This is a genomic window from Variovorax davisae (genome assembly GCF_030316845.1).
GTDB lineage: Bacteria > Pseudomonadota > Gammaproteobacteria > Burkholderiales > Burkholderiaceae_C > Variovorax > Variovorax davisae.
In genome coordinates this window covers 297,331-312,946 of sequence record NZ_JASZYS010000008.1, presented here as the reverse complement: position 1 = coordinate 312,946, position 15,616 = coordinate 297,331, and the positions used below count along the sequence as shown (strand labels likewise).

General features: G+C 70.3%; 6 protein-coding genes. All 6 read left to right on the top strand.

The window, feature by feature from the left end; genetic code table 11:
• Positions 1–4 precede the first annotated feature (4 nt).
• Positions 5–2,185 (top strand): sensor histidine kinase, encoded by a 2,181-nt coding sequence (locus QTI33_RS20350; protein ID WP_286508080.1) that lies wholly within the window; start codon positions 5–7, stop codon positions 2,183–2,185.
• Positions 2,186–2,199: 14 nt separating this feature from the next.
• Entirely contained in the window at positions 2,200–2,820 is a 621-nt protein-coding gene (locus tag QTI33_RS20345) for a response regulator transcription factor (RefSeq protein WP_286508079.1), read from the top strand.
• Between the two features lie 47 nt (positions 2,821–2,867).
• Entirely contained in the window at positions 2,868–3,251 is a 384-nt protein-coding gene (locus QTI33_RS20340; RefSeq protein WP_286508078.1) for a response regulator transcription factor, read from the top strand.
• Between the two features lie 38 nt (positions 3,252–3,289).
• Complete coding sequence (locus QTI33_RS20335) at positions 3,290–3,673, top strand: DUF1622 domain-containing protein (protein WP_286508077.1); 384 nt, start codon at positions 3,290–3,292, stop codon at positions 3,671–3,673.
• Positions 3,670–4,152, top strand: coding sequence for a YidH family protein (locus tag QTI33_RS20330; protein ID WP_286508076.1), 483 nt, complete (start codon positions 3,670–3,672; stop codon positions 4,150–4,152). The genes QTI33_RS20335 and QTI33_RS20330 overlap by 4 nt, the downstream gene beginning before the upstream one ends.
• Positions 4,153–4,264: 112 nt before the next feature.
• Positions 4,265–15,598 (top strand): cadherin-like domain-containing protein, encoded by an 11,334-nt coding sequence (locus QTI33_RS20325; RefSeq protein WP_286508075.1) that lies wholly within the window; start codon positions 4,265–4,267, stop codon positions 15,596–15,598.
• Positions 15,599–15,616: the final 18 nt, after the last annotated feature.

The following is a 15,616-nucleotide window of genomic DNA, read 5'->3' as shown; positions in this document are numbered from 1 at the left end:
GACCATGGGCTGGGTCGTGCTGCTCGCCGGCCTCTGCATCTCTGCCGGCACGATCGCGCAGGTCACGCCCAAGGACGTGCTGGTGCTGTTTTCCAACAACCGCCTGCTGCCGGCCAACATCGAAGTCGATCGCGCCATGCGCGAACGGATCGCGAGCACCGAGGCGCGGCCAGTCGAGGTCTTCCAGGAATTCCTCGACCGTCCCACCTTCTCGGGCGAGGCATTCGACCGGAACCTTGCCACCTACCTTCGCGAAAAGTATGCCGAGCGGCTGCCGCAGGTCATCGTCGTCATCGGCGACCCGGCGTTGAACTTCATCCTCTACCATCGCCCGGCACTGTTCCCGGGCACACCGGTGGTCCATGTGGGGATCGACAAGGCCTATGTGCAGACCCTCCGGCCGACGCAGGTGCCGCTGCTCGGCGTGCCGGTCGAATACGACTTCCGCGGCACCGTCGAGCAGGCGCTGCGCTGGCATCCCGGCACCCGCCGGCTGCTGGTCATCACGGGCACCAGCCCGCGCGACCGCATCTGGGAAGCCCAGGCCCGCGCCGAGCTCGACGAACTTGCGCTCCAGCCGGCCGCGGTCGAGTACCTCGCCGGCCTCACGACCGAGGCACTGAAAGCGCGGCTCAAGGGGCTCGGAGCCGGCGACCTGGTGTTCTCGCCCGGCTACTACCGGGACGGCACGGGGCGCGACTACTCGCCTCGCGACGCCATCGCGGGGATCGCCACCGCATCGACCGGCGCGCCGGTCTACGGACCGTTCAGCGCGTTCATCGGCACCGGCATCGTGGGCGGGCGCATGCCCGCGAACCGCGACATGGGACGACTCGCCGCGGACGCGATCAACGCGCTGCTCGATGGCGTGGCGCCTCGGGCCGTCGCCCTGCCGGCGGTGCTGCCGGCCATGCTCCAGGTCGACTGGCGCCAGATGCGCCGCTGGGGCCTCGCCGAGGCCGACATTCCTCCGGACACAGCCGTCTTCTTCAAGGAGCCGACCTTCTGGGACCTGTATCGCACGCAGGCGCTGCTGGCGATGGCGCTGTTCCTGATCCAGGCCGTGCTGATCGCCGCCCTGTTCATCGAACGGCGTCGCCGCCGGCACACCGCACTGGCGCTCGAACGCAGCGAGGACCGGATGAGTCTCGCGGCGCGTGCCTCGCGGCTTTCGACCTGGATCTGGGACGTCGACCGCAAGTCCCCGAGGGACGCCGGCACCACGGCCAGCTCGCTCGACGACGTGCTCGACTCCGTGCACCCGGCGGATCGCGAAGACCTGCAACAGGCCGCGCGGCAAGCCGTCGAACGCGACCTGGAACTCGACGCCGAGTACCGCGTTGTCGAACCCGGCGGCGAGGTGCGGTGGATCGCCGCACGGGGCCGGGCCGAAAAAGGCGGCAGCCAGCGCATCACCGGCGTGGCGCTCGACATCACGGCTCGCAAGGAAGCCGAACTCCAGGCCCAGAAGGACCGATCGGCGCTCACCCACATGACCCGCGTGTCGATGCTGGGACAGCTTTCGGCCTCGATCGCCCACCAGCTCAACCAGCCGCTGGCGGCGATCCTCGGCAACGCCGAAGCGGCGCGCAAGATGCTTGGGAAACGGCCACTCGACCTGGACGAACTGCAGGCCATCTGCGACGACATCATCACCGAGGACCGGCGCGCAGCGGAAGTGATCCGCCGGCTGGGCGCCCTCTTCAAGCGCGGGGAGATGACGCTGGCGCCGCTGGATCTCAACGAGCTGGTGTCCGAGACCCTGGAGCTGGTGCGCACCGAGCTGACGACGCGGCACGTCGAGGCGGTGACCGAGCTCGCCCCCGGGCTTGCGCCCGTCGACGGCGGCAGGGTGCAACTGCAGCAGGTGCTGTTGAACCTGATCCTGAACGCCGCCGATGCCATGGGCGACATCGCGCCGGAGCGCCGCAGGCTGGTCGTGCGCACCGAGATGCGGGGCACCGATGTCCGCTTGTGCGTGACCGACCAGGGCAGCGGCATCGCGGCGGTCGACATGCCGTACCTGTTCGACCCCTTCTGGAGCACCAAGCCCGGCGGCACGGGCATGGGACTCGCGATCTGCCGCTCCATCGTCGAGGGCCACCGGGGCACGCTCGACGTTGCCAATACGCCGGACAGCGGCGCCGCCTTCTGCGCCACCTGGCCGGCGCGCCGGACCGCCTGATCATGGAGCCCCGCATGGCAACCATCTTCCTGGTCGACGACGACCCCGCCGTGCGAAGGGCGCTGGCCCGGATGCTGCGCCAGGAAGACGAATGGGAGGTGCGGACCTTCGACTCGGCCGAGGCCTTCCTGGCACGGCCCGACCCCGAGACCGAAGGCTGCCTGGTGCTGGACGTGACCATGCCCGGACTCGACGGGCTCGCATTGCAGCAGCGCCTGGCCGAATCGGGACAAGCCTGGCCGATCGTGTTCCTGACCGGCCACGGCGACATCCCCATGTCGGTCAAGGCGATCAAGGCCGGCGCCGCTGATTTCCTCACCAAGCCGGTCGGCGCGCCGGCGCTGGCTGGCGCCGTGCGGGCCGCCTTCGCGGAATCGGCGACGCTGCGCCGCGCCAGGGCCGACAGCACGGCCTGCGAGCAGCGCCTGGCCACGCTCACGCCGCGCGAACGCGAGGTGCTCGCGGGCGTGGTCAAGGGCCGGCTCAACAAGCAGATCGCGGCCGACCTGGGCATCGTCGAGCAGACCGTCAAGTTCCATCGGGCCCGCATCATGGAGCGCATGCAGGTGCGGACCGCGGCCGAGCTGATGCACATCGCGGCCCGGCTCGGCATCCCGGCGGCGCCCGGGGACTGAACCAAAGACCAGTCCCCGCCGCCGCGGCAACGCGGTACCTTCCTGCCGTGCACGCCATCGATCCGCTTATCGCCGTGGTGGACGACGAGTCGCCCATGCGGACGATGCTCGGGCGGGTCCTGCGGCTGGCCGACTATCGGGTCAGCACATTCGAATCGGGAGAGGATTTCCTGGCCTCGCTGGACACGCTGCGCCCGGCCTGCGTGATCCTCGACATCCACATGCCGGGGCTGTCCGGCTTCGAAGTCCAGATGCGCATGCAGGCGGCCGACATCCGGGTCCCGGTGGTGTTCATCACGGCCAGCGACGATGCCGCGCTGGCCCGGCTGGCGATCGAGGCGAACGGATCGTGCCTGCTGCGCAAGCCCTTCTCGAGCGACGAGCTGCTCGAGGCGATCCGCCGGCACGGCAGCCACTTAACCAAAGGCTAGTTCCGGGCACGGTCGCTTGCCGGTACAACCGCAAAGCCATGGAACAGTTGCTGCACGCCTCGGCCATCATCCTGTCCCAGCTGCTCGAGGCTGCGACCTTGGTGCTGCTCGCCGTGGGCGCCCTGCTGGCGACGAAGAACCTGCTGGTCGGCGCGTTCACGGGAGCGACGGCCAGCGAGCTGTCCCTCGACGTGTGGCAGGGCATGTCGCGCTGGCTGATGGTCGGGCTGGAATTCATGCTGGCAGCCGACCTGGTCTCGACGGTGGTGGCGCCGACCTGGGACGAACTCGGGCGCCTCGCCACCATCGCCGCGATCCGCACGCTGCTGGGCTTCTTCCTCGGACGCGACCTCGAACTGGCGCGCCGGATCTCGCTCGAGATCAATGAATCGAAGGCGGTCGTGCGAGGAAAGCCGCCATGACCGGGCCCCGCCTGCCGGACCTGCCGCCCGACCTGGCGCAGGAGGTCGCCAAGGAACCCACCAACACCGCCACCCAGCTGTCCGCCTTGCGGACCCAGATGTCGGAGCACCGGACCGCCTTGTCGGACGCGCGATCGCACCTGGCCAACGAACGCACCCACCTCGCCTACCTGCGCACGGCGCTGTCGCTGATGAGCTTCGGCATCACGATCAATCGCTTCAGCATCTACCTGCAGCAAAGCGGCAACGCCGAGAAGCTCAACCAGGACTCGTTCCCGTTGCGCGACGCGGCCACCGTCGGGCTCGGCATGGTCGTCGTCGGCGTCGTCGTGCTGCTGTGGGCGCTGCTGCGCTATCGCCGGGTGCATCAGGAGATCGTGCAAGAGCGCTTCGAGCCGAGCTCGATGTCGGTGACGCTGCTGACACTCGCCATCCTCGTGATGGGCGCGGTCAGCGCCGTCTGGCTTTTTCTCACCTGAGGACGCAGGGCGCTCCTCCAGCCGCCGGGCAGGCCGGGCTTGACGCATGACAGGTTGACGATTTGAATGCTCCGAGGTGGTTCAAGTGCACGCCAAGACGGATTTCTCCCTCATGAACGCATTCACTCCGCAAAGCAACGCCATGGCGTTGGAGCCGCGCATCCTGTTCGACGCCGCCGCGGCGGCGGCCACCGAGCAGCAGCACGCCGATCCTTCGCATCCGGCCGATGCCGGGCCCCGCGTGCCCGGCACGACCGAGGCCCAGTCGACGCCCGTCCCGGCGGCGGCGGCCGCGCCGGTCGCGCACCAGCTGGTGGTGATCGACAGCCGCGTCGAGAACCGTGCACAACTGACGGCACAGCTGCCCGCCGATGCCCGGCTGCTGGTGATCGACAACCGCACCGACGGGCTGGCCGCGATCTCCGCGGCGCTGGCCGAGATGGGTCCGGTCGACGCGATCCAGATCTTCTCGCACGGTGCCTCGGGCCAGTTCACGCTGGGCAGCCGCACGCTCACGAGCGACAACATCGCGCAGGCCGGCGAGCTGCTGGGCAGCTGGCACGGCGAACTCGGCGCCGGCGCGGACATCCAGCTGTACGGCTGCAGGGTGGGCGAAGGCCTCGCGGGCCAGATCCTCGTGGGCGATCTGGCGCGCTTCACCGGCGCCGACGTCGGCGCCTCGGCCGACGACACCGGCAACACGGCCGCCGGCGGCAACTGGACGCTCGAGGTGCGCAGCGGCGACGTCGACAAGGCGATCGCGATCGACGCCGCTTCGCTCGCCGGCTTCCAGGGCCTGCTGGCCGCCGGCCCGAGCGTCAGCCTCGCAGCGGGCGGCACCGACGCGCTGCTCGGCGGCCAGTTCAGCTTCACGGTCAGCATGAGCAATACCTCGGCGGACGTCGGCTATGCCCCGTACATCGACCTCTTCATGCCGGCAACCGGAAAGGACGGCGACGACGGCGCCACCTTCATCGCGGCCAGCTACCTCGGGCAGCCGGTGCAATCCTTCGTCGTGAGCTTCGATGCGGCCGGCAATGCCACGCATCCGCTGGCCCGGGATGCGAGCGGCAATCCGCTGGTCATCACGGCGGCCAGCGTCGGCATGCGTCCCGGCGACCAGCTGGTGGTGCTGCAGCTGCCCTACGGCAGCCTGTCGCAGGACCAGCCGACGATCGCCGTGCAGGTCACGGCGCAGCTCAGCAACCTGGCCGACACCGAGCTGTCCAACGGCACGCCGGACCTCACGATCCGGGCCCGCGGCGGCTTCGAGTTCGGCAACGACGCGCTCGACAACCCGACCGTGGACCCGAGCCTGGTCGAGGCCTCGCTGCACGACTTCGTCGTCCATCCCTCGCTCGTGACGATCGAACAGTCGATCAACATGCCCGAGGGCGAGACCGTCACCGGACCGAACTACCCGCACTCGCAAACGGTGACCGTCACGCCGGCGTCCGGCCAGACGCTCGCCAATGTCTCGGTCACGCAGCCGTTGCCGGGCGAAGTGCAGGTCACGGCCATCGTCCCCGGCGCGGGCGGCACGCTGAGCTCGATCACGTTGAGCGACGGCAGCGTGATCACCAACCCCGCGGCGATCGCGGCGGCCATCGCCAGCGACACCGTGTTCCTCGCCTCCTACACCATCACCTACGCCACGCTGAGCGGCCCGACGAACACGGTGGTCGACTTCTACGTGCCCGAAACACGCGCGGACGGCTCGGCCATCGTCGCCCCCTTGACCGGCGACGACACGACCATCGTCTTCGGCGCGCCGACGGTCAGCGGCAGATGGACGCCGATCGATCCGCGCGATGTCCTCGCACCGGCCACCGACATCGGCTTCACGAACACCGGCAACGGCGCCAACGCGAGCTTCGTCGCCAAGTCCGTCAGCCTCATCAAGCAGGCCACGGTGCAGGCCGACGTCGGCGCTGCGGGCCTCAGTCCCGGCGACACGCTGCGCTACACGCTCAACGTGGCGATCTCCGACTTCTTCGCCGTGGGTGATGACTTCTTCGGCCAGGGCGGCTTCACGATCACCGACACGCTGGGCGACGGCCAGGCCTTCAACGGCCCGGCGACCTTCAGCGTCACGCGCGGCGGCGTCACGCAGACCATCGCCCTGATCGTCACCAGCACCCCGAATGCCGACGGCACGACCACGCTGGTCTTCGATCTCGGCGCGTCGCTGCAGGCCGCGCCCGGCGCCCTGCAGCTCGGCGCGCTGATCGGCGACCTGGCTTTCGAAGACTTCCGCGACGGCGCCACCACGGCCGTGATCAGCTATGGCGCCACCATCGCGCAGAGCTACACCACGCCGCATCCGCCGCACGGCGAGATCAACGAAGGCGACGCCGTCGGCAACAACGCGACGGTGACGGGCACCCTGCTCGTCGATGCCTTCAACCTGACCGGGTTCGACGAATCCGATGCGTCGACGACCACCAGCACCATCGCCACGCGCCAGGTCGACATCCAGCTGGTGACGGTCAACGGCGGCTCGCCGGCGGCCACGCCCGAGCTGCATCCGGGCGACGTCGTCACCTTCCGCCTGAGCTACGACCTGGTCACGGGGGACTACGAAGGCTTCCGGCTCTCGGCCTACCTGCCGCTGCCGCTGCTCGATCTCGCGGGCGTCGCGTGGAGCCAGGGCACCGGCGTCGGCCAATGGACGCTGGGCCCGGGCAACACGAATCCCGACGGCATCGACTCGGTCAGCACCGGCCCGGGCAATTCGGTGGTCTTCGACTTCGGCAACTACGTCAATTCCACCGTCAACGGCAGCCGGGTCGAAGTGCAGTTCACCCTGCGCGTGGGCGACCAGCCCTTTGCCGACCAGCGTTCGCTCGACGTGCTGGCGCAGTCCGACCAGCAGGCGACCATCGTGAAGAACCACCTGGTCTCGTCGGACGTGGCGGTGATCGTCTCGGTGGCCGAACCGGTGCTGGACATCCGCCACGGCGTGGTGTCCACCAGCCACGGCACGGTGAGCGGCACCACCGGCAGCTGGAACGCGCCCGGCTCGGCCGGCGTGCCTTTCCAGGGCAGCGTGAGCGATCTCGCGGCGGTCGATGGCAGCGTCACCGGCATCGACGCCGGCGACACCCTGCGCCTGGCCACCGCCATCGAGAACCGCGGCGGCGGCGGCGCCTTCGACGTCCGCACCACCGTCACCCTGCCCGCCGGCCTGGGCTTCGTCGGCAACAGCCTGGCGGCGGCGAATCTTCGGATCTACCGCGGCGACGGCAGCCTGCTCGTGGCCGGCGTCGACTACAGCGTGTCGGGCAACGAGATCAGCTTCCTCGACGCCGGTGCCGTCGCCACGCTCGCGCCCGGCCGCGCCGGGACGGCGGCCGATGCCAGCGGAGCCAACCTGGTCGTCATCACCTACGACGTGGTGGTCAGCGGCACCATCGACGCGGCGCGCACCCTGCAGAGCAGCGCCGCGCTGACGCACTACGCCAGCGTCGACGGCGGCACCGATTTCGCGCCGGCCGACATCGTGGAAATCGCAAGCCAGCAGGTGGCTGCGCCCGAGGTCAGCAAGAACTTCGCCGGCGGCAGCCTGGACAACGGCGATTCGAGCGCCACGCACACCACGGGCAGCGACCTCGTGGTCGGCGAGAGCATGCTCTACGACATCGTCGTCACGCTGCCCGAAGGCAACACCCAGACCCTGCGGCTGGACGACCTGATCCCGCCGGGCCTGCGCCTGGACACGGGCTTCAACGGCGGACTCGGCTACGAACTCCTCACGACGACGGCAGGCAGCGCCGCGCTGGGCGCGAACTTCAACGGCACGGTCACGCCCGGCGCGCTCGGCGGAACCACAGGCACCCTCGGCGACGACGGCGTCGGCGCACGGCTGGCCTTCACAGCGACCGGCGCCGCGGCGGACAACGTCGTCGGCAACAACAGCTTCGTCGTGCGCGTGCGGCTGGTGGCGAGCAACGTCAGCGGCAACCAGGCCAACAGGGCGCTGCAGAACAATGCCCGGATCACCTTCAGCGACCCCGACACCGACACGCCCAACGGCGCCGCGCCCGTCGACCGCAACGTCGCATTGACCGGCGGCACGCCCACGGTGACGGTGCGCGAGGCGACGCTGCAGATCGCGCAGACGCTGATCACCGATCCGGGCCTGGGCTTCGACGACGGCGATGCGGTCGAGTTCACCATCACGATCGGCAACGGCAATGGCGGCAACGACTTCGACGCCTTCGACATCAGCCTGCTCGACACCCTGCCGACCGAACTCGACAACCTGACGCTGGCCGGTGTCGCCTACCAGGGCGCCGCGAGCAACAACGGCGGCGTCGATTTCGAGATCGTCGGCGGCCAGTTGCGCACTGCCGCCGGCGCCAACATCGACATCGGCAAGGGCGGCAGCATCGTGCTGCGCATCACGGGCGTGGTCAACGCCTCGGCCGCCGCCGAGTCCTCGTTCACCAACCTGGCGACGGTGCAATGGACCAGCCTCGACGGCAGCACCGCGGGCAGCGCCGACCCCGCTGGCGAGCGCACCGGCGTCGATGGCGCGCTCAACAGCGGCGTGCTCGACGACTACCGGGGCAACGCGCTGCTGGTGTTCGACGTCGCCCAGGCGATGCAGATCTCCCGCGTCGGTGGCCTGCCGGACACGGCGGCGCCGTCGCCCACCTCGGGTGCGCTGGAGCAGGTCACGGTCGGCGAGCTGATCCGCCTGCGGGTGGTGGTGCTGGTGCCCGAAGGCAACAATCCCGACTACCACATCGAGGTCACGCTGCCCAACGGCCTCGGCTTCATCACGCCCGATGCGCTCGCGAACGCGGTGCGGGTCGCCCTCATCTCGCAGAACGAGCTGACCAGCGACATCAACCTGGTCGTCGGCGGCACGCTGGCCATCAACGGCAACGAGAACAGCCCCGAAGCGCGCCCCATCACGGCCGATCTCTCGGGCCCCGCCCCGACCGGCGTCTTCGATCCATCACTGATCCAGGTGGTCGTCAATCCGGACGGCAGCCAGACCATCCGCTTCAACTTCGGCAACCTGGTCAACGGCAATGGCGACGATGCCGACCTCGAGGGGATCGCGCTGGAGTTCAACGCGCGCGTGCTCAACCAGGCGTCGAACACGGCCGGCACGGTGCTCGACGTGACGGCCCGCGAGCTCGTCGGCGGCGCGCAGCGCGCGGTCGGCAACACGGTGAGCGAGCGCATCGTCGAGCCGAGCTTCGGCGGTGTCGACAAGCGCGTGATCGACTTCGATCCGAACCCGACGGGCAGCACGGGCACGGCCACCGTGGCGGTGAGCTTCACCGAGAACGGCAGCCTGGCTGCCTTCAACACCCGTCTCGTGGATGCGTTTCCGACCGGCAGCGCCTACAGCTTCGTCAGCCTCGAACTGAACGGCACCCTGTACACGGCAGCGACCCTGCCCGCCGGCATCACCGTCGGCACCAGCGGCGGCCTGACGGTCGATTTCGAGCAGCTGGACCCCGGCGCGCAGGTGCGCGTGGTCTACCAGGTCACGCTGCCGAACGCCACCGCGATCGCCAGCAGCAACGCCGTGCTCACCTGGACCAGCCTGCCCGAGGATTTCACCAGCTGGGGCGGCTCGCCCGTGGGAACGGATGGCGCGGTCGACGGCGAGCGCACCGGCATCGGCGGCACGCCGAACACCTATGTGCTCGCCGAAGGCGCGGGCCTCGGCCTGATCCAGGGCACGCTGTGGAACGACACCGCCAGCGCCACCGGCAGCGCGGTTCCGGACGGCCCCGCGCTGGCCGGACAGAGCGTGAGCCTGACCTGGGGCGGCGCCGACGGCGACCTCGCCACGGTGGCCGACAACCACGTCTTCACGACGACGACCGACACCAACGGCCAGTACCGCTTCGGCGTGCTGCCGGCGGGCGTGTTCCGCATCGACACGCCGAGCGGCACCATCGGCTATCCGCAGCCGATCGGCGACCTGCGCGTGCGCATCGACACGGAGGCCGGCAGCCCGCTCGGACAGATCGTCGTCGGCCTCGGCGAAGGCGCGACCGCCGCAGCCGATGCCGGCTACGTCGAGCAGAACGATGCGCCGCAGAACCAGCTGCCCGTCGTCGCGGCCAGCGGCTTCGAGGACCTGGCGCTGGCGCTCACGGGGCTGTCCGTGACCGACGTCGACGCCGCCGGCGGCACGCTCGACATCACGCTCTCGGTGCTGCACGGCACGCTGACGCTCGCCAGCATCCCGGCCGGCGTCACGGTGACCGGCACGGGAACCGCGACGCTGGGCCTGAGCGGCGACCTCACGGCGCTCAACCTCGCGCTGGCCAGCCTGCAGTACCTCGGCAACCTGAACTACAACGGCGCCGACACGCTCACCATCCTCACCAACGACCGCGGCAACACGGGCGACGCGAACGGCGACGGCATCCCGACCCAGAACCCGGCCGACGCGCTCAGCGACCTGGACACGCTGCAGATCGTGCTGGCGGCCGTGAACGATCAGCCCGATGCGATCGACGACAGTGCGGAAGCGGTCGAGGCCAGCGGCAACGACAACCGGCTGGTCGGGCTCGACCCGGCGGGCAACCTGCTCGCCAACGACACGGACGTCGACATCGCCACCAACGCCGACCGGCTGCGCGTGATCACGGTGGGCCTGGAGGGCGCGCCGCAGGGCGCACTGCCGTCGATCGGCGCGCGGTCGTTCACCGGCCTCTACGGCACGCTGACCGTCAACCTGAATGGCGGCTACCAGTACGTGGTGGACAACGACAACCCCGCCGTCCAGGCGCTGAGGCTGACCGGCCAGACCCTGGTCGAGCGCTTCAACTACACCCTCTCGGACATCGAGGGCCTGCGCGACGGCGCTGTGCTCACCGTCTCCATCCACGGCGCCAACGACACGCCGGTGGGCGTTGCCGACGTCGGCAACGCCGTCGAGGCCGGCGGGGTGAGCAACGGCACCCCGGGCAGCAACGCGACCGGCAACGTGCTGGCCAACGACACCGATGTCGACAGCGCCGCCAACGGCGAGACGCGCCAGGTGACGGGGGTTCGGAACGTGGCCCCGCTGGCGCAGGGCCCGCTGTCGGTGGTGAACCCCGGCACCACGAGCGCCAACGGCACCGTCGTGATCGGCGCCTACGGCACCCTGACCCTGGGCGCGGACGGCAGCTACAGCTACGCCGTGTTCGACAACGACCCCGCCGTGCAGCGCCTGGTTCCGGGCGACACGCTGACGGAGTTCTTCAGCTACCAGGTCACCGATGCCGGCGGCCTCAACGCCCTGGCCGAACTGCGCATCCTCATCACCGGCGCCAACGACAACCCGGGCGCCAGCGACGACCATGCGGACGCCCAGGCCGCCTCCACCAACGGCAATGCGGCGGAGAGCAACCCGGCCGGCAACGTGATCCTCTTCCCGAGCCGCCCCGGCAGCATCGGCCAGCCCGGCGGCAACGGCGTCGACCTCGACGTCGACCGCACCGACACGCCCAATTCGCTGCTGCTCGTCAGCGGCATCGGCACCGGGCCCGAAGGACCCGCCGTGGTGCTGTCGGGCGTCGCGGCCGGTGCCGGCACCTCCATCGCCGGCACCTACGCGCTGCTCGGCGGCGTGCAGGTGGCGGGCGACTTCGGCCTGCTGGTCATCGGCGCCGACGGCGCCTACACCTTCGACGTCAATAGCGACAACCCGACGCTCCAGTCCCTGCAGGCAGGACAGACGGTCGACGTCATCTACACCTACCAGCTCACGGACACCAGCGGCCTCACCGACACGGCGCAACTGGTGATCACGGTACGCGGGGTCAACGATCCGCCGGTGGCGCAGAACGTCGTGGCATTGGCCACCGAACGCGGCGGCGTGGCCAATGCCACGCCGGGCGTCGATCCGGCGGGCGACGTCACCCGCGTCGCCTTCGACCCCGACGGCGATCCGCTGACCGTGAGCTTCGTGCGGGCCGGCGCCGAGGCGGCCGGCGGGACCGACACGCCGGTCGGCGCGGCAGGCGCGGTGATCGTCGGCCAGTACGGCACGCTGAGCATGCAGGCCAACGGCACCTACAGCTACGCCGTCGACAACGGCAATGCCGCGGTGCAGGCCTTGCGCCTGGGCTCCGACCTGCTGATCGAGCGCTTCACCTTCACGATCGACGACGGCAACGGCGAGACCGACCTCGGCGAAGTCATCGTGCTGGTCCGCGGCGCCAACGACAACCCGGTGGCCGTCGACGATGCGGCCACAGCCGTCGAGGCCGGCGGCCAGAACAACGATCAGCCCGGCGTCGACCCGAGCGGCAACGTGCTCACGAACGACAGCGACGTCGATGGCGGCGAGATCCCGGCCGACCCGGTGAACTACGGCGAGACCCGGGCCGTGTCCTCGGTGCGCACCGGCGCCGAGGCCGCCACCGGCAGCCCGGGCGTGCTGGGCACCGAACTGCGCGGCGCCTACGGCTGGCTGACCCTCGACGCCGACGGCAGCTACAGCTACCGGCTCGACAACGACGATCCGACCGTGCAGGCCCTGCGCCGCGGCATCGACACCCTCACCGACAGCTTCAGCTACACGGTGATCGACGCCTCCGGCGCCGAAGACCGCGCCACGCTGAGCGTGACCATCCAGGGCGCCAACGACACGCCGGTGGCCAATCCGGTCCAGGTCATCGCGGTCGAGGCCGGTGGCCAGGCCAACGGCACACCGGGCCTCGATCCGACCGGGAACGTGGTCAGCGTGTTCAACGATGTCGATGGCACCGGCGAGTTGCTGATCGCGTCCGGCATCGCGCGCGGCGTCATCAACGGCGTCATCGGCACGCCCTTCGCCGGGCTCTACGGCTCGCTGCTGCTGAACATCGACGGCACGCTCACCTACACGGTGGACAACAGCAACCCGCTCGTCCAGGCGCTGCGCACCGGGACCGACACGCTGGTCGAGACGTTCACCTACCAGTTGCGCGACCTGGCGGGAGCCACCAGTTCGGCGCCGCTCACCGTCATCATCCAGGGGCGCAACGACAACCCGGTGGCGGTCGACGACGCCGCCTTCGCGACCGAAGCCGGCGGCACCGCCAACGGCACGCCCGGCGTCAACCCCACGGGCAACCTGCTGGCCAACGACACCGATGTCGACGGCGGCGACACCCGTACGCTCACGGGCATCCGCAGCGGTGCCGAAGCCGCCGGCGGCGCGCTCACCGCGGTCGCTTCGAGCCAGGCCATCAATGGCCAGTACGGCACCCTGACCGTGGGCGCAGACGGCAGCTACAGCTACCAGATCGACAACGCCCTGGCGGCCGTGCAGGCGCTGCGACCCGGCGACACCCTGACCGAGGTCTTCAGCTACGGCATGCGCGACACCGCCGGCGCGGCCGACATCGCGCAATTCACCCTCACGCTGCGCGGCGCATGGGACGCGCCGGTGGCGGTGAACGATGTCGCCGTCGGCGTCGGCGACAACGGCCAGGGCAGCAGCGTGAACCCGACCCGCAACGTGCTGCCCAACGACACCGATGTCGACCGCGGCGATGTGCTGCGCGTCTCGGGCATCCGGCTCGGCGACGAAAGCACCGGCGCCGCGCTGCAGGGCGTCAACGCCGCCACCGACAACACCAACGGCACGCTGGTCACCGGGCTCTACGGCCAGCTGATCATCGGCGCCAACGGCGCTTTCACCTACACCATCGACAACACCAACCCGGCGGTGCTGGCCCTGGGCCCGCTGCAGTTCGTCAGCGAGACTTTCACCTACCAGGCGAGCGACCTCGGCGGCCTGAGCGATCTGGCCGAGATCCGCATCGTCATCCGCGGCATCAACGATCCGCCCGTGGCGGTCGTGGACGTCGCTGACGCGGTGGAGGCTGGCGGCCTGAACAACGGGCAGGCGGGCGTGAACCCGCGCGGCAACGTGATCGCCAACGACAGCGACCTCGAAGGCGAGGCGCTGGCGGTCACGGCCGTTCGCACCGGCCCCGAAGCCGGCAGCGGAACGGCAGGCACGGTGGGCAGCACCTTGCGCGGCCTCTACGGCGACCTGACGCTCAACGCCGACGGCAGCTGGAACTACCTGGTCGACAACGCCCTGGCAGAGGTGCAGGCGCTGCGCGCGAGCGGCCAGACCCTGACCGATACCTTCACCTACACGCTGAGCGACATCTGGCGCGCCACCGACACCACCGAACTGCGCATCACCATCGATGGCCGCAACGACACGCCGGTCGCGCAGGACGACGCAGCCACGGCCATCGAAGCCGGCGGCATCGCCAACGGCACGCCGGGGACGAACCCGACCGGCAACGTGCTGGCCAACGACAGCGACGTCGACAGCGTCGCCAACGGCGAGACCCGCCAGGTGCTCGGCGTGAGCAACTCGGCCGGGCGGTCGGTCGCTGCCGGCCAGGTGCTGACGGGCCTGTACGGCCAGCTCACGCTCGACGCCGACGGCCGCTACCGCTATGTGCTGGACAACGCCAACCCTGCCGTGCAGGCCCTGCGCACCGCGGGCGAGACGCTTGGCGAGACCTTCATCTACCGCATGCGCGACACCGCGGGCGCAACCTCCGATGCGCGATTGAGCGTGCTGGTCCGGGGTGCCAACGACACGCCGGTCGCGCTCGACGACCGCAACGTGGCGCCCAACGAACGGCCGGCGCCTCAGGCCACGGGCAACGTGCTGCCGAACGACGCGGACGTCGACGGCGGCGACGGCCTGCAGGTGATCGCGATCCGGACCGGCGAAGAGGCCGGCACCGGCACCGCGGGCGCCATCGGCCAGCCCCTGGTCGGCCGCTACGGCACGCTGGTGATCAACGCCGACGGCAGCTACACCTACACCATCGACCAGAACAATCCCGACGTGCTGGCCTCCGCCGGGCTGGGCCGGGTGCTGCGCGACACCTTCACCTACACGGTAGGCGACCGCCGCGGCGACATCGACCTCGCGGCGCTGGTGCTGGACCTCGACATTCCCGCACCTTACGTGGCACCGCCCTCGTACGACTATTTCAGCTACCTGGACCGCAACGACGACATCGGCCTGCCCTTGCCCGACGTGCGGCCGGGGGTGTATGTCGGGCCGGTGGTGCGGCAGGTGGAGTCGGCGCTGCGGCTGTCCAGCTTCGGCAGCGACGGCAGCGAAAGCGGCTGGCTGGGCACGCCGGAGATCAGGAGCACGTCGCTGGGCGCCGGGCTCGGCATCGTGCCGCGCCAGCACGTCGGGGCCGCGGTGGGCGAAAGCCGGCGCGAGAGCGCGCAGGACTGGGCCTGGATCCTCGGCCGCGAGGGCCGCGTCAACCTCGGCGCCGATGGCCTGCTCGCCGCGCCCTCGCTCTTCACGCCCGACGCCGAGGACCTGGCCGTGAACGACGCGCCACCCGGGCCGCAGACCGCGCAGGGCTTCAGCGCCCAGCTCCAGGCCGCGGCGCGGCGGCTGCATGCGATCGGCCCGGCGCACCCACCCACAGCCGAATGACGACGGCGAAGATCAAAG